The following is a 24,887-nucleotide window of genomic DNA, read 5'->3' as shown; positions in this document are numbered from 1 at the left end:
GGCCGCCTCAGCCGCCGAGCAGGCTGAACAGGAACGCCGCGCCGACACCGAGCGCCACCAGGCTGGCGATCAGCACCGCCGCGGCGGCGATGTCCTTGGCCACGCCGATCTCCGGGTGCTGCTGCGGGTGCAGGTGGTCGAGTAGGGTTTCCAGCGCACTGTTGAGCAGCTCGGCGATCACCACCAGGCCCACCGTCAACGTCAGGACCGCCCACCAGATGGCAGCCGGGCGCGTCAGCAGCAGCACCAGCAGCACCAGGGTCGCGGCCAGCAGGTGCGTGCGCAGACTGCGCTCGCGGCGCCAGGCCTGCGCCAGGCCGTGACGGGCGAACCGCAGGCGACGGTAGAACGGTTGTCCCTTCATGACGGCTCCTTGGCTGGCGGGCCTCCCATGCTCCCAGCAGATCAGCGGCAAATCCAGCCGCACGCGCGGTGCCGGTGGCGGCTGCGGAACATGCCGGCGCCGCCGCGCTCTGAATGCTGACGGTACCGGGCGCTGCGCCCGGGCACCGTCACGCGCCGCGGCCTGCGCCGTTCGACCGCCTCGCCGGGGCATTTGCCATTCTTTCGCAAGAGGACCTTCCCATGCGCAAGCTGCTTCTGCTGTCCCTCGCCCTCGCCAGCCCGCTGGCCCTGGCCGAACCCGAGTGCACCAGCGCCGACAAGGCGCAGTGGCAGGACCAGGACAAGTTCCAGGCCGACCTCAAGGCCCAGGGCTACGAGATCAAGAAGTTCAAGGTCACCGACGGCAACTGCTACGAAATCTACGGCTGGAACAAGGACAAGCAAAAGGTCGAGATCTATTTCGATCCGGTGAGCGGCGAGGCGGTCAAGACCGAGATCGACGACTGACATGAAACCCGACCGCGTCACGCTCTGGGACCCGCTGGTGCGCCTGTTCCACTGGTCGCTGGCCGGCGCCTTCATCGCCAACTACTTCTTCACCGAGGAGGGCGAGGCGTGGCATCGCTGGCTGGGCTACTACGCCGTGGCCTGGCTGGCGATCCGCCTGGTGTGGGGGTTCGTCGGCACGCCGGCGGCGCGCTGGGCCGACTTCTGGCCCAGCCGCGCGCGGCTGGCCGAACATCTGGGCGCGCTGCTGCACGGGCGGCCCTACCATCGCCTGGGGCATTCGCCGCTCGGCGCGCTGGTGATGATCCTGATGATGCTGCTGATGCTCGGCCTGGGCGTAACCGGCTTTCTGATGGAGGAAGTCGACTACTTCTGGGGGCTGGACGGCCCTCTGATCGTGCACGATGCTTTCGCCAACGCGCTGCTCGGACTGGTCGGCCTGCACCTGCTGGCCGCGCTGGTGGAAAGCCTGCGGCTGCGCGAAAACCTCTTTCTCTCGATGGTGACCGGACGCCGACGCCGGCTGTGAAGCTCACCATTCGCATTCTGGAGCGACCATGAGCAAAGCGATCTACGTTCAACCCGGCGGCGGCTACGACAAGGTCATCGTCGGCAGCTGCCCGGCGCGCGAACCGGCGGCCGGCGAAATCACCGTGCGCCTGCGCGCCAACTCGCTCAACTACCACGATTTCGCCGTGGTCAGCGGCATGTGGGGGCCGAGCGAGCCGCGCATCCCGATGGCGGACGGCGCCGGTGAGGTGATCGCGGTGGGTGCCGGGGTCAGCGAGTTCGCTGTCGGCGATCAAGTGGTCAGCACCTTCTTCCCCGACTGGCTGGACGGCGAGCCACTGGTGGAAGGCTTCGCCACGGTGCCCGGCGACGGCATCGACGGCTACGCGCGCGAGACGGTGACCGCCCGCGCCACCTCGTTCACCCGTGCGCCGAAGGGCTGGAGCCATGCCGAGGCGGCGACCCTGACCACCGCCGGGCTCACCGCCTGGCGCGCGCTGATGGTCGACGGCGCGCTCAAGCCCGGCGAGACGGTGCTGGTACAGGGCACCGGTGGCGTGTCGATCTTCGCCCTGCAGTTCGCCAAGCTGGCCGGCGCCAGCGTAATCGCCACTTCCTCCAGCGACGACAAGCTCGAACGCCTGCGCGGCCTCGGTGCCGACCACCTGATCAACTACCGCAGCACCCCGGAGTGGGGCCAGCGCGTGCTCGAACTCACCGATGGCCGTGGCGTCGACCACGTCATTGAGGTCGGTGGCCCAGCGACGCTGGTGCAGTCGATGGCCGCCACCCGCATCGGCGGGCACATCGCGGTGATCGGCATCCTCACCGGGGTGGCCGGCGAGCTGCCGCTGGTCACCGCGCTGGTGCGCCAGCTGCGCCTGCAGGGCGTGCTGGTCGGCAGCCGCACCCAGCAGCAGGCGATGATCCGCGCCATCGACGCCAACGGCCTGCGTCCGGTGATCGACCGGCATTTCCCGCTGGAGCAGATCTGCGACGCCTTCCGCTATCAGGAGAGCAATCGCCACTTCGGCAAGATCTGCCTGGATATCTGAGCCTCAGCTCGCCGTCGGCGCACCGATTGCGAGCGCCGCCAGACGCGCCTGCAGCAGCGCGGGAAAGCGCTTGAACCAGAGCTGATTGAGCGGCGAGGGATGCGGCAGCGGATGCAGGACGAATTCCCGCAGCGCGCCGTGTTCGTCGTGCAGCCGCACGTCGATGCTCGCGCTGAAGCGGTCGTCGCGCCGCCAGAACGCCTCCAGCCGTTCACGCACCGCGCGCGGCTGGTCGATGCCGAACCAGAGAAACGCCTCGCGACCGAAGGTGACGATGTGCCGGCCGTGCCATTCGGCCAGCAGCAGCTCGCGCAGCAACGGTTGGAAGCGCCGCTTGACCGCCATCGACCAGGCCCGGTTGCCCAGCGGCTTGTACGGCACGGTGCCGAGCCAGAAGAAACCCCGCCCTACCGCCAGCGCCGCATCGAAGTCCGGCGGCGCCGTGCCATGCAGCTGGCGATGCAGCGCGCGGCGCACGCTCTGCCCGCTGGCACCGACGAACGGCGCGCCGTGGCGAACCTCCTCGCGGCCCGGATCGCGACCGAAGAAACACAGTGGTGCGGCGGCATCGCCGAGGCCGAGGATCGGCTCCAGCGGGTCCTTGCCAAACTGTCGGTAGACCTCGACGTCGATGCCCACGGTGTCGGCCGCGAGCCGGCGAAATGCCTCGCGGCGTCGTGCGTCGAGCACTCAGAAGTCCGCTTCGTCGACCGGCTCCACTGCATCGGCCGGAATGACGTAGGCGGCGTCGGCGAGTTCGTTACTCACCGTCTCGATCTTCAGCGTGCCGTCGACCCACAGCGGCGTGTAGATATCGTCGAGCTGAATGCCACGCGGGTAGCGCACCAGCACGATCTGATTCGGCGGTGGCGGCGGCACGTGGATGCAGGCGCCCGGATAGGGCACCAGGAAAAACAGCGTGCTGCGGCCCTGCTCGTCGCTTTCCAGCGGCACCGGATAGCCGCCCAGGCGCACCGATTTGCCGTCGAGCGCCGGCACCGTCTTGGCCGAATACATCACGGCCGGCAGCCCGGCGCCCTGCTTGAGCGCGCCCTGGGCGCTGAAGCCCGGGTCCTCGGTGCCGCCGTGGTCGATTTCCGGCATGTCCTCCAGCGCCTGGCGATCCTCGGGCGGCATCAGCTCCAGCCAGTCGAGTTCCGGCGGGGCGGCGTGGGCAAGCAGGGAACAGCAGAGCAACAGCGGCAGCAGCAATCGGGGCATGGTGGGCGGTTCGGTGGAGGGATGGGCCGCCACGGCGGCCCGCGGCGGATCAGTGGTTGCGGCGGGTCAGCGCACCGTAGATGACCAGCAGGATGATCGCACCGACCACCGCGCCGATAAAGCCTGCGCCCTCGCCGGCTTCGTACAGGCCCAGCGCCTGGCCGCCGTAGCTGGCCAGCAGCGAGCCGCCGATACCGAGCAGGATGGTCATGATCCAGCCCATGCTGTCGTTGCCCGGCTTGAGGAAACGCGCGATGAGGCCGACGATCAGGCCGATGAGGATGGTACCGATGATGCCCATGTGATTCTCCCGGGTCCGTAGGTGGTAACCGATGGACCCGGGCGACGGCGGTTGCGTTCGCGGCAGCCGGACGACCGGAGCGTCAGGCGTGGCTGATCAGCGTCTCGACCGCGGTGATCTGCCGGTCCAGCGTGGCGCGGTCGGGACAGCGCAGCGTGGCGTGGCCGACCTTGCGCCCGGCCTTGAACGCCTTGCCGTAATGATGCAGGTGGCAGTCCTCGACGGCGATGACCCTGGCCACCTCCGGCACTTCGCCGATGAAGTTGAGCATGGCGCTCTCACCGAGCTTGGCGGTCGAGCCCAGCGGCAGGCCGGCGACGGCGCGCAGGTGGTTCTCGAACTGGCTGCACTCGGCACCTTCGATGGTCCAGTGCCCCGAGTTGTGCACGCGCGGCGCGATCTCGTTGGCCTTCAGACCGCCGTCCACCTCGAAGAACTCGAAGGCCAGCACGCCGACGTAGTCGAGCTTCTCCAGCACGCGGCCGACGTAGTCCTCGGCCAGCGCCTGCAGCGGATGGTTGCTGCTGGCCACTGACAACCGCAGGATGCCGCTCTCGTGGGTGTTGTGCACCAGCGGGTAGAAGCAGGTTTCGCCGTCACGGCCGCGCACGGCGATCAGCGAGACTTCGCCGGTGAATGGCACGAAGCCCTCGAGGATGCACGGTACGCTGCCCAGTTCGGCGAACGCGCCGGCAACGTCGGCGGGCTTGCGCAGCAGCTTCTGGCCCTTGCCGTCGTAACCCAGGGTGCGCGTCTTGAGCACCGTCGGCAGGCCGATGGCGGCCACTGCGGCGTCGAGATCGGCCTGCGACTGGATGTCGGCAAACTCCGGCGTGGGAATGCCGAGGTCCTTGAACATGGATTTCTCGAACCAGCGATCGCGGGCGATGCGCAGCGACTCGGCGCTCGGGTAGACCGGCACGAACTGCGAAAGGAAGGCCACCGTCTCGGCCGGCACGCTCTCGAACTCGAACGTCACCAGGTCCACCTCGTCGGCCAGCCGGCGCAGGTGTTCCTTGTCGTCGTAGTCGGCGCGGATGTGCTCGCCGAGCGCCTGGGCGCAGGCGTCCGGCGCCGGGTCGAGGAAGGCGAAGCTCATGCCCAGCGGAGTGCCCGCCAAGGCCAGCATGCGGCCCAGCTGGCCGCCACCGATCACACCAATTTTCATAACTCACGGCCCTTCGTTAGGCGGCCATCCGCGCGCGCCGATGGCAAGTGTAGAACCCGCTCAGCCGCGCGGGTCCGGGTTATCCAGCACACTCTGGGTCTGCTCGTCGCGGAATTTTTTCAGCGCAGCGTGATATTCCGGGAACTCGTGGCCGAGGATGCTCGCCGACAGCAGCGCCGCGTTGATCGCGCCGGCCTTGCCGATGGCCAGGGTGGCGACCGGCACGCCCGCCGGCATCTGCACGATCGACAGCAGCGAATCGACACCCGAGAGCATCGACGACTGCACCGGCACGCCGAGCACCGGCAAGTGCGTCTTGGCCGCGCACATGCCCGGCAGGTGGGCGGCACCGCCGGCTCCGGCAATGATCACGCGCAGCCCGCGGGCTTCGGCCTGTTCGGCGTACTGGAAGAGCAAATCCGGGGTGCGGTGAGCGGAAACCACCGTCACCTCATGGGGAATGCCCAGCTTTTCCAGCATCTCGGCGGTGTGGCTGAGGGTGGACCAATCGGACTTCGAGCCCATGATCACGCCTACCAGTGCGGTCATCGTCGTGCCTCTTTCTCGCGCCTTGCCGGCGCATCAGGAACAACGGCCGCGCTGGGGGCAGCGCGGCCGTTAGGAAAAAGGGCCGGAACCAGTCCGACCGAGGGCCGCGCAGTATATCGCAAGCCCCGGCGCGCCGGCACCCGCGCTTGTCCGCCAGGCGCCGCCCGATCGGGATGGGCTGGCGCCGGTTCTCGCGCCGCCGGCAGGTGCCTCAGGCTTGCTATGCTCGCCGCGTACTGTGAATGGAGGTGCCGTGTTCTCGTTGAAGCGCCAGGGCGATTTCCGCCTGCAACTGACCCGAACCCTAACCCAGCCGGGCCGGCATCTGGTCGAGCTGTACCTGTTCACGCCCCACGAGACCACCTTGTCCGGCCACACCTTGAGCGAGGAGCAGTTCTTCCACGGCGCGCTGATGCACCGTTTCCGCCTGCTCGGCCTGCCGGTCCAGGACCGCGCCAGCAAGCTGGACACCGCCTTCTCGCTGATCTCGCCGCACTACGAGATCATGCACGGCGCCTGGTTCTTCCGTTATCAGGCGTCGCTGGACCGCCTGCGCCAGCAGCTGCAGGGCAAGGCATCCGCCGAGCAGCTGGCGCGCGCGTTGCGCCTGAGCCAGAACTTCGCCCAGCGCCTGCGCAAGGGCGAGCCGCAGCAGAGCAAGCAATCGCGCTATTTCCGCCAGCTGGACGTCTACTTTTCCTGGCTGGCCGAGCAGTTCCTGCTGGAAAGCATGACGCTGGAAGGCTACGACGAACTGGACGACGAGCTGAAACGGGCGGCCCTGGAGTTCATCCAGCAGGAACGCCGCTACCGCGCCGAGCACGACTACCTGGGCGACTTCAAGGGTCCGCCGACCCGCGTGTGGAACCGCATGGGCCTCTACCAGCGGCTGCTGGAGTACCCGGTGGTGCTGCGCCAGCAGCTGATCGAACTGGGCGCCGGCACCCGCAAGCTGGTGAAGGCGGCGTCCACCATGCTGATCATGTCGCTGTTCACCTACTTCCTGTTCAACGTGCGCGATGCCAGTCAGAAGCTCTCCTTCGCCCTGCTGATGGGCATCGCGCTGATCTACGCGATTCGCGACGTGTTGCGCGACGACCTGATCGATACCGCCACCCGCTGGCTACGCAAGGGCAAGCCCCGCTGGAAGCTGCGCCTGCTGATGCCCTACACGCAGAAGGTGATGGCCCAGCAGCTGCTCTGGCTCGACTACCGCAAGCTGGGCGAGCTTCAGCGTGCGGTGCGCGAGCATTCGGGCAAGTGGGCCACCAACGAGGAGCGGCAGATCGTCTGCTACCGCTCACGGCTGCTGCTGGACAAGGCAGCGCTGACTCAGAACCAGATCCAGGAGCGTCTGACCCTGGATTTCGAGCCGCTCTGCGCGTTGATCCAGGCCAGCCACCAGCAGCTCTACGAATGGCAGGACGAAGATGGCCAGCCACCGGTCATCCAGGCGCACGCCATCGAAAAACAGCACGACTACAACCTGCTGCTGGTCAGCCGGCAACCCGGTGAGCCGGGCGAGATCGCCCAGCGTTGGACCTTGCGCCTGAGCGCCGGCGGCATCGTGCGCTGCGAAAACAAGGCGGTACCCTGGCCGGACGCTGAGTCGCGCTCACGTTGGTGGCGACGGGGCTGAGGGCGCGGTTGCCCGCTCAGTCATCGCCTGCGCCGTCCCCGCGTCCCGCGCCGCTCTCCAGCTTGCGCCAGAGCAGGCGCACCGGCGCCTTGCGCACCAGCGCGCAGCGGTACAGACGAATCTCCAGCGGCACGCGCCAATGCTCGCCGCCGCAGATCACCAGTTCGCCGCGCGCCAGCTCGGCGGTCACGCTCAACCGCGGCACCCAGGCCAGGCCGAGCTTCTGCATCGCCATGCTCTTCAGGCTGTCGGCCATGGCCGTCTCGTACACCGTGGTCGAACGCAGCCCGCGCTGGCGCAGCAGTGCATTCACCGAACGCCCCAGCGAGGCGCCGGCACTGTAGGCCAGCAGCGGCACGCTCTGCCCACTGTCGGGATCGAACAGCGGCGCGCCGGCCTCGTCCACCGCACACACCGGGACGATCTCGGTACGCCCCAGCGCCAGCGAGGGGAACAGCTCCGGGTCCATCTGCAGCGTCGCTTCCGGGTCGTGGTAGGCGAGGATCAGGTCGCAGGCACCCTCGCGCAACGAATGCACCGCCTCACCGACGTTGGTCGCCACCAGCCGGCTGTTGACCGGAACGCCGTCGCGCCGCAGCTGCGCCAGCCAGGCCGGAAAAAAGCCCAGCGCCAGCGAGTGCGCGGCGGCGATGCGCAGCACCTCGCCGCGCTGGCCTTCGAGATTGTGCAGATAGCGCACCACCTCGCCGACCTGCTCGACCAGGTTGCGCGCGGTGATCAGGAACAGCTGGCCGGCCTCGGTCAGCTCCACCGGCGTGCGCGAGCGGTTCACCAGGGTCAGCCCCAGCGTGCTCTCCAGGCTGCGGATGCGCCGGCTGAACGCCGGCTGGGTTACGAAACGCCGCTCGGCGGCCTGCGAGAAGCTGCGGGTGGCCGCCAGCGCGACCAGATCTTCCAGCCATTTGGTTTCGATGTTCATGCCATCTCCGAAGCGTCGTCTGCCGACAGGATAACGCTCGCCAACGACCGAACGTCACAGCCACATTATGCCGATCCGGCATGGCACAGCGGATAACGGCATTGGCCGACGAACGGCCGCAGGCCTTATGGTAGCTGGCATCGCGGTCACAGCCGCTTTCCTACCGGATGAGAACTCTCATGTCCTGCGCTGCATCCTTTCGCCTCGAAAAAGACCTGCTCGGCCCACTGGAAGTCCCCGCCGATGCCTACTACGGCATCCAGACCCTGCGCGCGGTGAACAACTTCCGCCTGTCCGGCGTGCCGCTGTCGCACTACCCCAAGCTGGTGGTCGCACTGGCGATGGTCAAGCAGGCTGCCGCCGACGCCAACCGCGAGCTGGGCCAGCTGAGCGAGGCCAAGCACCAGGCGATCAGCCAGGCCTGCGCGCGGCTGATCCGCGGCGAGTTCCACGAGCAGTTCGTGGTCGACATGATCCAGGGCGGCGCCGGCACCTCGACCAACATGAACGCCAACGAGGTGATCGCCAACCTCGCGCTGGAATACATGGGCCACGCCAAGGGCGAATACCGCTACCTGCACCCGAACAACGACGTGAACATGGCGCAGTCGACCAACGACGCCTACCCCACCGCCATCCGCCTGGGCCTGCTGCTCGGCCATGACACCCTGCTGGCCAGCCTCGACAGCCTGATCCAGGCCTTCGCCGGCAAGGGCGAGGAATTCGCCCACGTGCTGAAGATGGGCCGCACCCAGCTGCAGGACGCGGTGCCGATGACCCTCGGCCAGGAGTTCCACGCCTTCGCCACCACCCTCGGCGAAGACCTCGGCCACCTGCGCCGCATCGCCCCGCAACTGCTGGTCGAGGTCAACCTCGGCGGCACCGCGATCGGCACCGGCATCAACGCCGACCCGCGTTATCAGGCCATCGCCGTGCAGCGCCTGGCCGAAATCAGCGGCCAGCCGCTGCAGCCGGCCGCCGACCTGATCGAGGCCACTTCGGACATGGGCGCCTTCGTGCTGTTCTCCGGCCTGCTCAAGCGCACCGCGGTCAAGCTGTCGAAGATCTGCAACGACCTGCGCCTGCTCTCCAGCGGCCCGCGCACCGGCATCAACGAGATCAACCTGCCGCCGCGCCAGCCGGGCAGCTCGATCATGCCGGGCAAGGTCAACCCGGTGATTCCCGAGGCGGTCAACCAGGTCGCCTTCGAGGTAATCGGCAACGACCTGGCGCTGACCATGGCCGCCGAGGCCGGGCAGCTGCAGCTCAACGTCATGGAGCCGCTGATCGCCTACAAGCTGTTCGATTCGATCCGCCTGCTGCAGCGCGCCATCGACATGCTGCGCGAGCACTGCATCGTCGGCATCACCGCCAACGAAGGGCGCTGCCGCGAGCTGATGGAAAACTCCATCGGCCTGATCACCGCCCTCAACCCCTACATCGGCTACGAAAACGCCACGCGCATCGCCGGCCAGGCCCTGCTCGGCGGCCGCGGCGTGCTGGAACTGGTGCGCGAGGAGCAGCTGCTCGACGACGCCACGCTGGCCGACATCCTGCGCCCGGAAAACATGATCGCCCCACGGCTGGTGCCGTTGGCGGTGTGACGGCTGCTGCCAGCGCGCGCCGTAGAAAAGGGATGGTTAGGCCATCCCTTTTTTTGTTTATCGCGATTTCGCGGGAGGGAGCGGGTTGGCACCGGACTGGCATTTTTGCGGGGCCCGGTTGCGCCGGGTTTCGTTCGCTCCATCGCGCCTCTCGCAGGACGACCGCACCGCTCTCCGCTACTCGATCTCGAACAGCCCATCACGAATCTGCGCGCCGGCCAGGCGCTGGCGGATGTCATCGTCGATGCGCGGGTCGTCGGGGGCGTAGAGCATCACCTGGCGGTAGGCGTTGACGCGGTTGATCTCGCTGCCCAGGTAATCCCACACCACGCGGGTGCAGGCCGGGGTGCGACGGTCGCCGCTGGAGACGCCGGTCTTCAGGCCGTTGAGGCGGCCGATGCGGCTCTTGAAGCTGGGGATGAGGATGGTCTGGCTCATCTCGTTGTCGGTCAGCGACTCGTAGTCGATGAGAAACAGCCGGTCCTGCAGGTAGAACGCGGCGCCCAGGTAGCGGCAGCGCACCACCCATTCCTCGGCCGGCGCCTGGCCGGCGCGCGAGCGCTCCTGACGTTCCTGACGCTCGAAGACGAAGCTGCCGCGATCCTCGCGCAGGTGCACCAGCGACAGCAGGATCTGCCCCGGCACCGACATGCAGTTGGCGTACTCGAAGTAGTAGCCGCAATAGCGCGACAGCAGGCTGCTGGCGTTGTCGCGCAACGGCTGGAACAGCTCCAGCAGCGGATCGTTGGCGCCGCTGCGCTCCTGATCGTGGCGGCGCAGGCCGATCAGCTGGGCGAACTGCTCGCCGGGCAGGCCCAGTTCGTAGGCCTCGACGCCGAAGAAATCGCAGATGCGTTTGAGGTTGTGCGCGGTCGGACGGCTCTGGCCGCCGAGGTAGCGGTTGAACTGCGCGCGGTTGATGCCGAGCTTGCGGCAGACCTCGGCGATCGAACGGTAGTGGCTGCAGAGCAGTTTGAGATTGTCACCCAGGTGTTCGTACATGGCGGCGGCATCTGATGCGGGTGACGCGAGTCTAGCATCAACTCGCGTCAGGTCGCCGCGACCTGCACAATTGCGTGGCCAGGGCGCGCGGCCGAATCATTTCCGCCCCGCACGTTGTCTACTCGCAAAACAACAAGAGAGACCTTCCCCCATGCTCGATATTCTCAACGATCTCATCTGGAGCAAGCTGCTGATCGTCATGCTGATCGGCCTTGGCTTGTACTTCACGATTGCCTCGCGTTTCGTCCAGTTTCGCTATTTCGGCAGCATGTTCCGCATCTTCGGCGAGGCGTTCACCCGCCAGCCGGGTCAGCTCAGTTCGTTCCAGGCGCTGATGCTCTCGGTCGCCGGCCGCGTCGGCGCCGGTAACATCGCCGGGGTTTCGGTGGCGATCATGCTCGGCGGGCCGGGCGCGGTGTTCTGGATGTGGATGGTGGCGCTGGTCGGCATGGCCACCAGCTACTTCGAGTGCTCCCTGGCGCAGCTGTACAAGCGCCGCGAGCCGGACGGCGGCTATCGCGGCGGCCCGGCCTTCTACATCGAGCACGGCCTCCGTCAGCGCTGGCTGGGCATCCTGGTGTCGCTGCTGCTGCTAGTGACCTTCGGTCTGGGCTTCAACGCGGTGCAGTCCTACACCGTGGCCAGCTCGCTGCACGACACCTTCGGCGTGCCGACGCTGGTCAGCGGCATCGCGCTGATGGTGGTGATGGGGTTGATCATCTTCGGCGGCATCCGCCGCATCGCCAGCTTCGCCGACGTGATGGTGCCGGTCATGGCGCTGTCCTACATCGCGATGGCGATCTATGTGATCGGCAGTAACGCCGGGCAGATTCCCGAGACCTTCAGCCTGATCGTGCGCAGCGCCTTCGGCCTGGAGCCGGCCTTCGCCGGCGGCATCGGCGCGGCGATCATCATGGGCGTCAAGCGCGGCCTGTTCTCCAACGAGGCCGGCCTGGGCAGCGCGCCGAACGTGGCGGCGGTGGCCGAGGTCAAACATCCGGCGGCGCAGGGCATCGTGCAGTCGCTCAGCGTGTTCATCGACACCATCGTGATCTGCAGCTGCACCGCGCTGATCATCCTGCTCTCGGGCGTCTACCAGCCGGGCATGGAGCAGGCCGGCGTGGTGCTGACGCAGACCGCCGTGGCCGCCGTGGTCGGCGAGTGGGGTCGAGTGTTCGTCAGCCTCGCGCTGCTGCTGTTCGTGTTCACCACGCTGATCTACAACTACTACCTCGGCGAGAACGCGCTGGGCTTCTTCACCGCCAAACGCTGGCCGGTGCAGCTGTACCGCCTGCTGGTGGTGGCGCTGGTGCTGTGGGGCTCGATCCAGGACCTGGGCACGGTGTTCGCCTTCGCCGACCTCACCATGGGCCTGCTGGCGATCTGCAACCTGGTCGCCCTGGCGCTGCTGTTCAAGGTCGGCCTGCGCCTGATGCGCGATTACGACAACCAGCTCAAGGCCGGTGTAGAGTCGCCGGTGCTCGACCCGCGCGACTACGCCGATCTGGACCTCGATCCTGCCGTCTGGCCGACCAAGACCGGCGAAGAGGCCCGTATCATCGGCAACGCCGCCGTCCAGCACTGAGCACCCGCTCGCGTCGACCGACAGGGGGCTCCTAGGCCCCCTGTTTCGTTTGAGGAGATCCCATGCCGGCTTCCAGAAAGACCCTGGTGCTGTACACCGGCGGCACCATTGGCATGCAGCAGAGCGCCGACGGACTGATGCCGGCCTCCGGCTTCGCCGAGCGGCTGCGGGCGCAACAGCTGCTGCAACCGGGGCGGGCGCTGCCAGACTGGCAGTTCCGCGAGCTGCTGCCGCCGATCGACAGCGCCAACATGACACCGCGCCACTGGCTGGCGATTGCCGCGGCGATCCGCCAGGGCGTCGAGCAGGAGGGCTGCGACGCCGTGCTGGTGCTGCATGGCACCGACACCCTGGCCTACAGCGCCGCGGCGCTGAGCTTCCTGCTGCTCGGGCTGGAGGCGCCGGTGCTGCTGACCGGTTCCATGCTACCGGCGGGCGTGCCGGGCAGTGACGCCTGGGACAACCTGTTCGGCGCCCTGCAGGCGCTGCACGACGGCGCGGTAGCCGGTGTCCAGCTGTACTTCCACGACCGCCTGCTGCATGGCGCCCGCGCCAGCAAGCTCGGCACCGCCAGCCTCGATGCGTTCGCCACCCTGCCGCGCCAGCGTCACGAGCCGCGCGGCAGCGGCATCCCGCCGTGTCTCGACTACCGCCAGCCGCGCCAGCCGGTCGAACTGGCCGTGCTACCGCTGTATCCGGGCATCCAGGCGACACAACTGCGCGCCGCGCTCGCCGGCAACGTGCGCGGGCTGGTGCTCGAATGCTACGGCAGCGGCACCGGACCGTCCGACGATGCCGAGCTGCTGGCGGCGCTGGCCGAGGCCCATGCGCGCGGCGTGGTGCTGGTGGCGATCAGTCAGTGCCCACAGGGCCATGTGGATTTCGGCCTGTATGCCGCCGGCAGCCGTCTGGCCGCCTGCGGCTTGCTCGATGGCGGCGGCATGACGCGCGAGGCGGCGCTGGGCAAGCTGTTCGCCCTGCTCGGCGCCGGGCTGACGTCCGCCGAAGTGGCGCACTGGTTCGCGGCCGACCTGTGCGGCGAGCGCGCCGACTGACGCGCCGCCCGGCTCAGCCGGCGACCGGCGTCGGCGCCTGCTCCAGCTCGATCCAGAAGCGGCTGCCGACGCCCGGCTCGCTGTGCAGGCCCATCTGCCCGTTCATCTGCCGGGCGAATTCCAGGCACAGCGACAGGCCGATACCGGTGCCCTGGATCATGCTGTTCTCGCGCCCCAGCCGCTGGAACGGCTCGAACACCTGATCCTGCTGCTGCGGGTCGATACCCAGCCCGGTGTCCTCGACGATCAACCGCACGCGGTTGCCGGCGCTCTCCGCGCGCAGCATCACGCAGCCATCGGGCACGTTGTACTTCAGCGCATTGGACAGCAGGTTGAGCAGCACCTGGCGCAGCCGACGCGGCTCGGCCAGCACCTGCAACGCGTCCGGCGGCAGCTGCACCTCCAGGCGCAGGTTGCGCTGGCGCACCTCCAGCGACACCAGCTCGGCGCATTCGCGCAGCAGCCCGGCGACCGCCACCGGCCGCAGTTCGAGCGTCTGCCGTTCGCTCTGCAGGCCGGACCACTCCAGCACGTCGCCGAGCATCTGGTTCAGATGGCGGCTGGCCAGGAGGATTTCGTCGAGGTACTCGGCGGCCTCGGACTGGCTCTCGTCGTTGCAGTCCATGCGCATCAGCTGGGCGAAGCCGAGGATGGCGTTGAGCGGCGTGCGCAGCTCGTGGCTGATACCCGACAGCAGGCGCGTCTTCGCCTCGTTGGCAGCCTGCGCCTGCGCCGTCGCGGCGCGCAGCTCGGCGTCCGCCTGCTTGAGCGCATCGATGTCGACGTGCGTGCCGGCCAGCACGCGCGGCAGGCCCGTCTGCGCATCGTGCTCCAGCACCCGGCCGCGGCTGAGCAGCCAGTGGTACTGGCCGAGCGCGTCGGCAAAGCGGTATTCGACGTCGTAGCGCTGCGACAGCCCCTGCTGGACCAGTTTGAGCTGGGCCATCGCCCGCGGCAGGTCCTCGGGGTGAATGCGCTGGCGGAACTGCTCGCCGGTCAGTTGCCCCTCAGGCAAGCCGAAGCGTCCTGACAGGCGCCCGCGCAGCTGCAGCACGCCGCTCTGCAGATCGAACTCCCAGAGGCTTTCGGTGGCGCTTTCCAGCACCAGCTCGAGCCGGCGCTGGGTCTGCCAGCGCTGCGTTTCGCTGGACTGCAACTGGCTGCCGATCGACAGCGTATGCCGGGCCATGTCGTCCAGCTCGCGAATGCGCGAGGTCACCGGCGTCGGCTGCCAGCGGCCCTGACCGATCTCGTCGAGCATCTGCGAGACACCGGCGATCGGCGCGCGCAGCGAATCGCTGAGGCGCCGCGCGCGCCGCCACATGAAGGCGAAGAAGCCGAGGTAGAACAACAGCAGCCCGGCGATCAGCAGGTAGCCGATCTGCTGGTAGCGGCTGGCCAGGGCGTTGGTCTGGGCGAACATCTGCGCCTCGTCGACCACCGCCAGCAGGTGCCAGCCGGTCTGATCGATGGTGGTCCAGGCCACCAGCTGCGGCCGGCCGCCGAGCACCAGGCGGCGCACACCGTCCGGCTCACCTTCGATGGCGGCGGCCAGTTCGCGGGTCTCGGCGCGCTGCTGCAGCTTGAAGTCCTCGGGCTTGAAGATCTCGCGGCGCACCGCCTCCTCATAGGAGTGCTCGGTCAGTTCGGCGAGGCCGAAGTCGCGCTCGCCGGGGCCGGGCAGCGCCATGATGCCCAGGTCGCGGCTGACCAGCATCGCGTAGCCGTCCCACGGCACATGCAGCTGGGCGATCTGCTGCAGGATGCCGCTGACGGTGATGTCGATGCCGTTGACACCCTCGAGGAAATCGCCGCGATAGACCGGCGCGATGGCCGACATCATCCAGCCGTGGCCGGCGGGGTCGAGGTAGACGTCGGTCCACACCACGCCGCGCTCCGGATTGTGCTCGGCATCGGCGAGGTAATAGAAGTTGTAGTCGGGAATGACCATGTCATTCGGGTACTGGTCCGGCGTGGAGAACCAGGGGTAGATGTGGTTGTAGCTGTCCCAGCTGTTGAAATACAGGCTGGCGATCAGCGGAAAGCGCGCCTTGAGCTCCATCATCAGCGGATCGAGGCTGCGCAGGCGCGTGACCTTGTCCAGATCCTGGCGCGCCGGCGGTGTGGAGCCGGAATAGAACGCCGCCGCGCCGCCCTCGTCACGCGGGCTGTAACGCACTCCGGCGGCGTTCAAGGCCAGCGCCGGCGGGCAGGCACACGCCGGCGGCTGATCGAGCAGGGCGCGGCCGGTCAGGCTGCGAAACAGCTCGGTGGCCGCGGTGATCTGCCCCAGCTGCGCATCGATGATGCGCGCCTCCAGGCCGACCGAGGCCTGCAGGTCGGTCAGGGCGGTGTCGCGCAGGTAGTCGATATGCGCATCGCGGATGGCATTGTTGGTCAGCAGATAGACTGCGATGAGCACCGCCTCCACCAGCACCAGCGGAATCAGGGCACTCTGAACGAAGGCGCGCCAGATCCATTGGCGCAGACCGATCGGGCTTCTCGACGGCACGGGAGCTCCAGCGCACGGCGCGCAAACGGCTGATGGGCGAAAGCGGCGGGATCATATCACCGCGCCCGGTAAAACCCAGTTTCGCCGATAGACGTACAGCCGGCCGTGCGCTGCTGCTTATCCAGCGTCGGTTGTCCTAACCGCGCTGGCGCGCGAGTGCCGCCAGGCGCACCGCCGCGTTGGCCTCGCCGTGCCCGGCGTAGCCGTTGCGCCGCTGCAGGATCTCGACGCAGAAGCGCCCCTCGAACGGCACGGTACACACCTGCAGCAGCTCGCCGCCCTGCGCATCGCGGTCGTACAGCACATTGCCGCGGGCCAGGCGCTGCAGGGTGGCGTCGTCGAGCGCGAAGCGCGCGGCGAGGTCGGCGTAGTAGTTCTGCGGGATGTCCAGCAGCGCCACGCCGGCCTGCTGGAGGCGTTCCACCTCGGCGAGCAGGTCATCGCAGGCAAAGGCGATGCGCTGCAGCCCGGCGCCACGGTAGCGCGCCAGCGTGTGGGCGACCGCCGTGTCGTGGTCCGGCGAAGTCTCCAGCGGCAGGCGTACCCGACCGCAGCGGCTGTGCACGGTGCGGCTGCGGATCAGCCCGCGGGGGTCGAACGCCACTGCCTCGTCGGCCACCTCGAAATCGAACAGGCTGCGGTAGAACAGCAGCCAGCTGGCCAGCCGCTCGGCCGGCAGCGCGCTGGCCAGCTGATCGATGCCGCGCAGGCCGCCGCTCGGCTGCGCCTGCGGGTCGATGCGGAAATCGGTGTCGTAGACGCTGTGCCCCGGCGCACCCGGCTCGACCAGATAGATCAGGCTGCCGTCCGGCGCGCGTACGGCCGGTATTTCCCGTTCGTCGGGGCCGACCAGGCCGCAGTAGGGCTGGGCGCGGAAGGCACAGGCGCGCTCCAGCGCCGGCGCCTCGCGCTCGACCCGCAGCGCCATCGCGCAGAGCGAGGTGCCGTGCGCGGCGAAGAAATCCGCGGCGAACGACTGCGGCTGGGCATTGAGCACGATGTTCGCCTCGCCCTGGCGATACAGCCACACCGCCTTGGAACGATGCTCGCCGACACGGGCGAAACCCAGGCGCTCGAGCCAACCGCCGAGACGTTCGGCCTGCGCGGCGTCGACGGCGAATTCGAGGAAATCGAGCCCCGTATGGCTGGCAGCCGGCGGGGCGGCGAGCAGGTTGCCGCGCGGTGTCGCGCCCTGCTGCTCCAGGCGCTGGCGGGTCTGCTCCTCCAGATAGAGCAGCGCGCGCAGCCCGTCGGCGGCACTGGCCGGCGCGGGCGCGGCCCGCAGGCCGTCGTTGAAGATTTCCAGTGACAGCGGCCCGCGATAGCCGCTGCGCAGCACCGGCGCGAGAAAGCCCGCCAGATCGAACGCACCCTGCCCGGGGAAGCAGCGGTGATGGCGGCTCCACGGCAGCACGTCGAGCGTGAGCAGCGGCGCATCGGCCAGCTGCACGAAGAAGATCTTCTCGGCGGGCAGCGCGGCGATGCCGGCCGGATCGTCACGCAGCGCCAAGGTGTGGAAGCTGTCGAGGACGATACCGAGCGCCGGGTGGTCGGCCTGCGCCACCAGTTCCCAGGCCTGGCCCCAGGTCTGCACATGGCGGCCCCAGGCGAGCGCCTCGTAACCGATGCGCAGGCCGCGTGCCTGCGCGCGCTCGGCCAGCAGCGCGAGGTCGGCGGCGAGAATCTCCGGCTCGCCCAGCGCCTCGGCCTGGGTGTTGCTGCAGACCAGCAGCAGCTCGGTACCCAGGTCCTGCATCAGGTCGAACTTGCGCTCGGCACGGTCGAGGTTGCGCTGCACAAGCGTGCGCGGGCAGCCCTCGAAGTCGCGGAACGGCTCGAACAGCGCGATGCCGATGCCCAGCTCCTCGCACTGCCGACGCACCTCCGCCGGGCTGCCCGGGTAATGCAGCAGATCGGTCTCGAACAGTTCGACGGCGTCGAAGCCGGCCGCGGCGATGGCGCGCAGCTTGTCCGGCAGAGTGCCGCTCAGCGAAACGGTGGAGATCGCCCGCGGCCAGCGCCAGCCGCGCTCGCCGGGACGCATCCGGGCAGGCGCAGCGACCGGCTGGGCGCCGTCCACGCGCGGAAATGCCGCCAGATTGGCGGCCAGCGGCACGATGGCCGACTCAGTGCACGGTACGATCATGGTCGGGGGACTCGGTAAGGGAAACCAGCGGGCCGGGCTCGGCCTGCTCCAGCAGGGCGCGTAGCGGCGTGGCGATCGAGGCGGTGTAGTCCTTCACGCAGCGGTGATGGCCGCCCAGTACGTCGTAACTCTCGAAGCGGATGCCCATGTTGCGCCACGCGTGGCTGGTGTAATCGGCCGAGAAGTACACCACCGGCGCCGCCAGCCGCCCGGGCAGGTAGCGCGCCATCGCCAGCGAGTAACGCTGGAAGCGTTCACGCACCTCCAGATCCCGCGCCGTCGGCGCGGCCTCCGCGCTGGCGCGGCGCAGCAGACGCCCGCCGAGCTTGTGCAGCAGGTTGGCGATGCGCTTGGGATAGGGCCATTTGCTGGTCTCGCCGAAGCGGCTCAGCGCCTCGTAGGTGCGCGCCAGCAGCGTTTCCGACAGCAACGCGTCGGCGCTGCGCAGGATGACGCGCGACCAGGGCCGCACGTTGGCCGTCGGCGGGTCGATCAGCGCGACGATCTCCACCTCTTCGCCGGCCTCGATCAGCAGGCGCGCGGTTTCGAACGCCACCAGCGCACCGTTGCAGTAGCCGCCGATGCGGTACGGACCACGCGTCTGGCGTTCGAGGATCAGCGGCAGCCGCGCACGCGCCATCTGCTCGACCGACGCCGGAATCGGCTCGTTGTCCAGGCCGTGCGGGGCGATGGCGATCAGCGGTTGCCGCGCGCCGAGCAGCTTGGCCAGACGGCGGATGTAGTAGCCGCCCTGGGCGAAGTCGCCGTGGAACCAGAACAGCGGCGTGCGTTGCGGGTCCTGATTGAACTCGATCACCGGGATCACCTGCCCGGCAAGGTCCTGCAGGCGCGCGGCGAGCTTGCGCGCGCTCTCCTCGACCAGCACCGTCTCGGGAATCATGCGCCCGAGCAGCTGTTCGAGTTCGGCGAGCATCTCGGTGGCGAGCAGCGAATCGCCGCCGCAGTCGAAGAAGTTGTCGTCCGGGCCGACCGCATCGGTCTTCAGCAGGCGCCGCCAGACGCCCAGCACATCGCGCTCCAACGGCGTCAGCAGCGCATCCGCAGTGGTGGCGCCCGCGCGCGCCTGGGCGGCGCGCATCGCCAGCAGCGCATCGCTCAAGCGGTGACGCAGCACCTTGCCGGTCAACCCGCGCGGCAGTTCGTCGAGCAGCTGGATGCGCCGCGGCACCTTGAAGTACACCAGTTCGCCACGCAGATACTCGCGCAGCGCCTCCGCCTCCACCTGCATGCCCGGCCGCAGCACCACCGCGGCGGCCACGTCCTGACCGAGACGCGGATGCGGCACGGCGAACGCCGCGGCCTCGGCCACCGCCGGGTGGCGCAGCAGTGCATCGTCGACCTCCTGCAGGCTGACCTTCTCGCCGCCGCGGTTGATCACCTCGCGCAGGCGTCCATGCAGGCGCAGAAAGCCATCGGCATCGAAGCTGCCCAGATCGCCGGTGTGGAACCAGCCATCGTGAAAGGCCGCCTGGTTCAGCGCCGGGTCGCCGAGATAGCCGGACATCAGCGTCGGTCCGCGGAGCAGCACCTCGCCGCGTTCGCCGGCCGCGACCGGCGTGCCCGCGTCATCGACGATGCGCACGGTGCCCGGTAGCGGCCGGCCGACCGTGCCGGCCTTGTGCTCGCCGGGAAACGGCGTGTTCACCGCAACCTGCGCGGCCTCGCTGGAGCCGTAGTGTTCGAGCAGCGGCATGCCCAGCACCGCCTGCAGGCCGTCGATGATCTCCTGCTGTAACGGCGCCCCACCCGAGGAGGCAAAGCGCAGACGATGCCGGGCGAAGGCCTCGGGGCGGCTGTGGGTGGCTTCGAGCACCGCGCGGTGCAGTGCTGGGCCGGCGGAATACCAGCTCGGCTGGAGCGTCTCGAACCACTCGTGCAGGTCCACGGTCGCCGGGCTGAGCGGGAACGCCACGCTGCCGCCACCGAGCAGCGGGGTAAGGATGGTCACCTTGAGCCCGTGCGAGTAGTACGGCGCCGAGACGCACAGGCAGCGGTCCTCGGCATTCAGGCGGAACCAGCGCTGCCAGTTCTGCGCGGCGGCGAGCATGTTGCGATGGCTGAACGGAATCAGCTTGGGCCGCGCGGTGGTGCCGGAGCTGCGCAGGATGAACGCCGGCGCGTCCGCTTCCGGCTCGGCATCGGGCGCCGGAACGGCCGCGGCCGTGGCGCGCAGCAGCAGGCCGGCGCTGCCGTCTTCGGCGGGCTCGGCGATGATCAGCGGCAGGTCGTGCCGGTGCGCGGCGCGATAGCCGGCATCGGGGCCGCCGTCGATGATCAGCAGCGCATCGAGCGGCAGCTGTTCGAGGAACTGGTCCAGCTCGGCCGGCCCGAGGCGCGGATCGAGCGGCACGGCGACCGCCGAACAGGCAACGCCGAGGATGCCGACGGCCGCCTGGGCGGCGTCGGGGATCATCACGCCGATCTTCGCCTCACGACCGAGACCGGCCTGGCGCAGCTGGCGGCGGATGCCGTCGAGCTGATCGCACAGGGCGCCGCGATCCAGCGGGGCGAAGCGCGTGGCGAGCAGTGCCGGCCGCCGCGGAGCGGCAGCGGCCAGACGTGCCAGTGCACGATAGAGCGTCGGCGCGGTGGCGGTCGAGTCGCGCACGGGCGCTGCCGGGTCCAGCACGGACCCGATCGATTCGAGGGAGTGTGTCACGCTGTCTGTCCTTGGCCGAGGGGCGACCGGAGCCGCTTTCCTCACTGGCCTCTAAGACAGCGTGCGTCGAAAAAGTTGCCTGAACTGCGCCGTGTTATCGGTAACTGCAATGAAAAACGCGCTAGCCGTTGCGCTTTTCCAGCAAATTTCTCGATCGGATCCGGCTCACTCCGCCAGATAGCGCGCCCGCGGCGTGGCCATCGGCAGCGGGCCGTCGCCGATCAGGCGGAAGGCGCCGGACTGCGCATCGTAGGCACGGATCTCGCTGGTGCCGATGTTGTAAACCCAGCCGTGGATGAACAGCTGGCCGCTGGCCAGGCGTGCGGCGACCGACGGGTGGGTGCGCAGGTGGTCGAGCTGGGCGACCACGTTTTCCTCGGTGAGGATGCCCAGGGTGTGCTCGTTGGCGCAGCCGCAATTCTCTTCCACCACATGCCGGGCGACCTCGGCGTGGCGCAGCCAGGCTTTCACCGTGGGCATGCGCTGCAGCGGCGCCGGGTCGAGCACCGCCTTCATCGCGCCGCAGTCCGAATGCCCGCAGATGATGATGTGCTGCACGCCAAGCGCCACCACGGCGAACTCGATCGCGGTGGAGACGCCGCCGAGCATCTGCCCGTAGGGCGGCACCACATTGCCGACGTTGCGGGTGACGAACAGGTCGCCCGGCGAGCTCTGGGTGATCAGCTCGGGAATGATCCGCGAGTCGGCGCAGGTGATGAACATCGCTCGCGGCTTCTGCTCGAAGGCGAGCTTCTCGAACAGCTCGCGCTGCTGGGGATAGATCTCCTCGCGAAAGCGCTTGACCCCACCGATGATGTGATCGAGCGCCTCCTGGGCACTTTCGTTGCGTTGCTGATTGCTCATGTTCGACTCTCGCAAGGTGTGTTGGCGCGCTTCAGAATTTCTCCGGGCGCAGCACTTGTACTTCGGCGAGGTAGCAGACCATCGCGAAGTGTTCGTAATAACGGGCCTGCAGGTGTTCGGCGATGCGCTCGGCGATCTCGCGACTGCAGATGACTTCCAGGCGGATGTTGCCGTCGGTGTTCCACTCGGCGTTGCGTACGCCACGGCTGCCGCTGCCACGTGCGTCGGACAGGGTCCAGCCGGGCGCGCCGAGCGCCTGCAGGTCGGCTTCCAGCTTGTGCTCCAGCGCGGCTTCGCAGATCACCGTGAGCAGCGTGCGGGTATGTGCGTTCATCTCAGAGTCCCCAGGCGATCAGTCGCTCGGCGAGCGCCAGATAGAGCGGTATGCCGAGCAGGATGTTGAAGGGAAAGGTGATGCCCAGCGAGGCGGTCAGCGATAACGACGGATTGGCCTCCGGCACCGCCAGGCGCATCGCCGCCGGCACTGCGATGTACGAGGCGCTCGCCGACAGCGTGGCGAGCATCGCCGTGCCGCCCAACGACAGCCCCATGAAGCGCGCCAGCAGGGCGCCGATCAGCGCACCGAGCAGCGGCATGCTCAGCGCGAACGCGGCGAGCTTGATGCCGTAGCGCTTGAGCGAAGCGAGCTGGCCGGAAGCGATCAGCCCCATCTCCAGCAGGAAGAACGCCAGCACGGGCTTGAACATGCTGGTGTACAGCGGCTCCAGCGGCTTGATCGCCTCCTTGCCGGCGATCGCGCCGATCAGCAGACCGCCCAGCAGCAACATGATGCTCTTGCCGAGGAAGATCTCGCGGCCCAGCTCCTTCCACTGCGTCTCGCGCGACACGCCCTTGGCCAGCAGGATGCCGACCAGGATCGCCGGAATCTCGAGGATCGCCACGAACAACGGCATGTAGCTCTCGAACGCCACCTGGCGCGCCGCCAGATAGGCCACCACCACGGCGAAGGTGCCGGCACTGACCGAGCCGTAGTGCGCGGCGACCGCGGCGGCATTGATGCGGTCGAAGCGCAGGCCGCGCAACAGGCCGAACGCCAGCACCGGCAGCAGCATGCCCAACGCCAGCACCAACAGCGACTGGCCGAGCAGCGCGGCGCTGGCCTGTTCGGCCAGCTCGACGCCGCCGTGCAAGCCGATGGCCAGCAACAGCACGATGGACAGCGTGTCGTACAGCGCCGGTGGCAGCTTCAGTTCGCTCTTGAGCAGCCCGGCGAACAGGCCGAAGACGAAGAACAATACGACGGGGTCGATACCCATTTGTTACTCCTGGCAGAGGATTGGAATCCGAGCACCGTCCCTGGTCGCCATCCGCGGCTGAAAAAAAGGGAGCCGCGCGGGCTCCCTGATCCGTTACGACACGCGCTATCAGGCCTCGATTTCAATCAAGACTTCGCCCGGGTTCACGCGGTCACCTTTGGCGACGTGCACCGCCTTCACGGTGCCGGCGATCGGCGCCTGGATTTCGGTCTCCATCTTCATCGCCTCGCTGACCAGCACCGGTTGACCGGCTTTGACTACATCGCCGACCTTGACCAGCACGTCGACCACATTGCCCGGCATGGTGGTGCTAACGTCGCCCGGCGCGCTGGCCTGCTTGCGCCCGCTGCTGCCACCGCCGACGAACTCGTTGAGCGCCTCGAACACCACTTCTTCCGGCATGCCGTCGATGGACAGATAGAAGTGGCGCTTGCCTTCGGCCTTGACGCCGACGCCGGTGATGTCGACGCGGTAGGTTTCGCCGTGCACGTCGATGACGAACTCGGTCGGCACGCCCTCCTGGGCGACGTTGGCGGTGGTGCCCGGGATCGGCAGCAGCGCTTCGGGCTGCAGGGCGCCGGCTTCGCGCTCCTCGAGGAACTTGCGGCCGATGTCCGGGAACATGGCGTAGGTCAGCACGTCCTCCTCGCTCTTGGCCAGCGCGCCGACTTCCTTGCGCAGCTTGTCCAGCTCGGGTGCGATCAGATCGGCCGGGCGGCACTCGATGACCTCCTCGCTGCCGATGGCCATGAAGCGCAGGCGCTCGCATACCGGCGCCGGAGCCTGGCCGTAGCGGCCCTGCAAGTAGAGCTTCACCTCGTTGGTAATGGTCTTGTAGCGCTCGCCGGCGAGCACGTTGAAGAACGCCTGGGTGCCGACGATCTGCGAGGTCGGCGTGACCAGCGGCGGGTAGCCGAGGTCCTTGCGCACCTTCGGAATCTCGGCCAGCACTTCATCCATGCGATGCAGCGCGCCCTGCTCCTTGAGCTGGTTGGCGAGGTTGGAAATCATCCCGCCGGGCACCTGGTTGACCTGCACGCGGGTGTCGACGCCGGTGAATTCGCTCTCGAACTGGTGGTACTTCTTGCGCACCGCGTAGAAGTACAGGCCGATCTCCTGCAGCAGCTCCAGATCCAGGCCGGTGTCGTACGGCGTGTCGCGCAGCGCGGCGACCATCGACTCGGTGCCCGGGTGGCTGGTGCCCCAGGCCATCGACGAGATCGCAGTGTCGATGCGGTCGGCGCCGTTCTCCACGGCCTTGAGCTGGCACATGCTGGCGACACCTGCGGTGTCGTGCGAGTGCACCACCACGTCCAGCTGCGGCAGCGCTTGCTTCAGCGCCTTGACCAGCGCGCCGGTGGCGTACGGCGTGAGCAGGCCGGCCATATCCTTGATGGCGATGGAGTCGATGCCCATCGCCGCCATCTTGCGCGCCTGCTCGACGAAGGCGTCGATGGTGTGCACGGGGCTGGTGGTGTAGGCGATGGTGCCCTGGGCGTGCTTGCCGGCCTTCTTCACCGCACGGATGGCGGTCTCCAGGTTACGCACGTCGTTCATCGCATCGAAGATGCGGAACACGTCGATGCCGTTCTCCGCCGCCTTGGCGACGAAGGCTTCGACCACGTCGTCGCTGTAGTGGCGGTAGCCGAGCAGGTTCTGCCCGCGCAGCAGCATCTGCAGGCGGGTATTGGGCAGCGCGGCCTTGAGCTGGCGCAGACGCTCCCACGGGTCTTCCTTGAGGAAGCGCACGCAGGCGTCGAACGTGGCGCCGCCCCAGACTTCCAGCGACCAGTAGCCGACGCGGTCGAGCTTGTCGCAGATCGGCAGCATGTCTTCGGTGCGCATGCGGGTCGCCAGCAGCGACTGGTGGGCGTCACGCAGGATGGTGTCGGTAACGCTGATTTTCTTCTGAGCAGTCATGGGTCGT

22 protein-coding genes are annotated in these 24,887 nt (G+C 68.3%); 7 read left to right on the top strand and 15 right to left on the bottom strand.

From position 1 onward, the window contains the following. Positions 1–7: 7 nt before the first annotated feature. Positions 8–364, bottom strand: coding sequence for a diacylglycerol kinase (locus HU825_RS06240; RefSeq protein ID WP_138300850.1), 357 nt, complete (start codon positions 362–364; stop codon positions 8–10). A 221-nt stretch (positions 365–585) separates the two neighbouring features. Here HU825_RS06240 and HU825_RS06235 point away from each other — a divergent pair, with 221 nt between their 5' ends. Genes HU825_RS06235 through HU825_RS06225 form a run of 3 tightly spaced genes read left to right on the top strand, consistent with a single transcriptional unit; the run spans position 586 to position 2,417 of the window. After that, entirely contained in the window at positions 586–852 is a 267-nt protein-coding gene (locus HU825_RS06235) for a PepSY domain-containing protein (protein ID WP_003286335.1), read from the top strand. 1 nt (position 853) lies between these two features. Further along, positions 854–1,381: a cytochrome b/b6 domain-containing protein gene (locus tag HU825_RS06230; RefSeq protein WP_043298800.1), complete on the top strand. Its 528-nt coding sequence runs from the start codon at positions 854–856 to the stop codon at positions 1,379–1,381. 28 nt (positions 1,382–1,409) lie between these two features. Continuing rightward, positions 1,410–2,417, top strand: coding sequence for a zinc-dependent alcohol dehydrogenase family protein (locus HU825_RS06225; RefSeq protein ID WP_234303137.1), 1,008 nt, complete (start codon positions 1,410–1,412; stop codon positions 2,415–2,417). A 3-nt stretch (positions 2,418–2,420) separates the two neighbouring features. On the opposite strand, the gene HU825_RS06220 is transcribed toward HU825_RS06225, so the two are convergent. From HU825_RS06220 to purE, 5 genes are all read right to left on the bottom strand, one after another. Continuing rightward, entirely contained in the window at positions 2,421–3,107 is a 687-nt protein-coding gene (locus HU825_RS06220) for a uracil-DNA glycosylase family protein (protein ID WP_234303136.1), read from the bottom strand. Then, on the bottom strand, positions 3,108–3,638 hold the full coding sequence (locus HU825_RS06215) for a DUF3299 domain-containing protein (RefSeq protein WP_054094112.1): 531 nt from the start codon (positions 3,636–3,638) through the stop codon (positions 3,108–3,110). A gap of 49 nt (positions 3,639–3,687) precedes the next feature. Further along, positions 3,688–3,939 (bottom strand): GlsB/YeaQ/YmgE family stress response membrane protein, encoded by a 252-nt coding sequence (locus HU825_RS06210; RefSeq protein WP_043298794.1) that lies wholly within the window; start codon positions 3,937–3,939, stop codon positions 3,688–3,690. An 82-nt stretch (positions 3,940–4,021) separates the two neighbouring features. Beyond that, complete coding sequence (locus HU825_RS06205) at positions 4,022–5,107, bottom strand: 5-(carboxyamino)imidazole ribonucleotide synthase (RefSeq protein ID WP_234303135.1); 1,086 nt, start codon at positions 5,105–5,107, stop codon at positions 4,022–4,024. A 60-nt stretch (positions 5,108–5,167) separates the two neighbouring features. Further along, entirely contained in the window at positions 5,168–5,656 is a 489-nt protein-coding gene (gene purE / locus HU825_RS06200; RefSeq protein WP_008568582.1) for a 5-(carboxyamino)imidazole ribonucleotide mutase, read from the bottom strand. Between the two features lie 253 nt (positions 5,657–5,909). On the opposite strand from purE, the gene HU825_RS06195 reads away from it, so the two are divergent. Further along, complete coding sequence (locus HU825_RS06195; RefSeq protein WP_234303134.1) at positions 5,910–7,295, top strand: hypothetical protein; 1,386 nt, start codon at positions 5,910–5,912, stop codon at positions 7,293–7,295. A 16-nt stretch (positions 7,296–7,311) separates the two neighbouring features. Here HU825_RS06195 and HU825_RS06190 read toward each other — a convergent pair whose 3' ends face one another. Beyond that, complete coding sequence (locus tag HU825_RS06190; protein WP_008568584.1) at positions 7,312–8,235, bottom strand: LysR substrate-binding domain-containing protein; 924 nt, start codon at positions 8,233–8,235, stop codon at positions 7,312–7,314. Between the two features lie 179 nt (positions 8,236–8,414). Here HU825_RS06190 and HU825_RS06185 point away from each other — a divergent pair, with 179 nt between their 5' ends. Continuing rightward, positions 8,415–9,839, top strand: a complete 1,425-nt coding sequence (locus tag HU825_RS06185) for an aspartate ammonia-lyase (RefSeq protein WP_008568585.1) — start codon at positions 8,415–8,417, stop codon at positions 9,837–9,839. A gap of 177 nt (positions 9,840–10,016) precedes the next feature. On the opposite strand, the gene HU825_RS06180 is transcribed toward HU825_RS06185, so the two are convergent. Next, a complete protein-coding gene (locus HU825_RS06180) occupies positions 10,017–10,841 on the bottom strand; it encodes a helix-turn-helix domain-containing protein (RefSeq protein ID WP_077682821.1) in 825 nt (274 codons plus the stop codon). Positions 10,842–10,992: 151 nt separating this feature from the next. On the opposite strand from HU825_RS06180, the gene HU825_RS06175 reads away from it, so the two are divergent. Then, entirely contained in the window at positions 10,993–12,426 is a 1,434-nt protein-coding gene (locus HU825_RS06175) for an alanine/glycine:cation symporter family protein (RefSeq protein ID WP_054094117.1), read from the top strand. A 62-nt stretch (positions 12,427–12,488) separates the two neighbouring features. Then, positions 12,489–13,481, top strand: coding sequence for an asparaginase (locus HU825_RS06170; RefSeq protein ID WP_234303133.1), 993 nt, complete (start codon positions 12,489–12,491; stop codon positions 13,479–13,481). 13 nt (positions 13,482–13,494) lie between these two features. Here HU825_RS06170 and HU825_RS06165 read toward each other — a convergent pair whose 3' ends face one another. The 7 genes from HU825_RS06165 to oadA all read right to left on the bottom strand — a co-directional run bounded on the left by HU825_RS06165 (position 13,495) and on the right by oadA (position 24,880). Beyond that, positions 13,495–15,993, bottom strand: coding sequence for a sensor histidine kinase (locus HU825_RS06165; RefSeq protein WP_234303132.1), 2,499 nt, complete (start codon positions 15,991–15,993; stop codon positions 13,495–13,497). Positions 15,994–16,129: 136 nt separating this feature from the next. Then, entirely contained in the window at positions 16,130–18,037 is a 1,908-nt protein-coding gene (locus HU825_RS06160) for a bifunctional sugar phosphate isomerase/epimerase/4-hydroxyphenylpyruvate dioxygenase family protein (RefSeq protein ID WP_234303378.1), read from the bottom strand. 82 nt (positions 18,038–18,119) lie between these two features. Then, a complete protein-coding gene (locus HU825_RS06155; protein ID WP_431978448.1) occupies positions 18,120–20,819 on the bottom strand; it encodes an AMP-binding protein in 2,700 nt (899 codons plus the stop codon). A 165-nt stretch (positions 20,820–20,984) separates the two neighbouring features. Next, on the bottom strand, positions 20,985–21,683 hold the full coding sequence (locus HU825_RS06150; protein ID WP_043298784.1) for a carbonic anhydrase: 699 nt from the start codon (positions 21,681–21,683) through the stop codon (positions 20,985–20,987). A gap of 31 nt (positions 21,684–21,714) precedes the next feature. After that, the gene (locus tag HU825_RS06145; protein WP_043298783.1) at positions 21,715–22,017 is read right to left on the bottom strand and encodes a P-II family nitrogen regulator; all 303 of its coding nucleotides are present in this window, start codon (positions 22,015–22,017) and stop codon (positions 21,715–21,717) included. 1 nt (position 22,018) lies between these two features. Beyond that, complete coding sequence (locus HU825_RS06140; RefSeq protein ID WP_234303131.1) at positions 22,019–22,960, bottom strand: sodium-dependent bicarbonate transport family permease; 942 nt, start codon at positions 22,958–22,960, stop codon at positions 22,019–22,021. Positions 22,961–23,068: 108 nt separating this feature from the next. Continuing rightward, entirely contained in the window at positions 23,069–24,880 is a 1,812-nt protein-coding gene (oadA, locus tag HU825_RS06135) for a sodium-extruding oxaloacetate decarboxylase subunit alpha (protein WP_043298780.1), read from the bottom strand. Positions 24,881–24,887: the final 7 nt, after the last annotated feature.

Source organism: Pseudomonas phenolilytica (assembly GCF_021432765.1).
GTDB classification, from domain to species: domain Bacteria; phylum Pseudomonadota; class Gammaproteobacteria; order Pseudomonadales; family Pseudomonadaceae; genus Stutzerimonas; species Stutzerimonas phenolilytica.
Note: the sequence above shows the minus strand (reverse complement) of the source record. Positions and strands in the feature narration are given on the sequence as shown.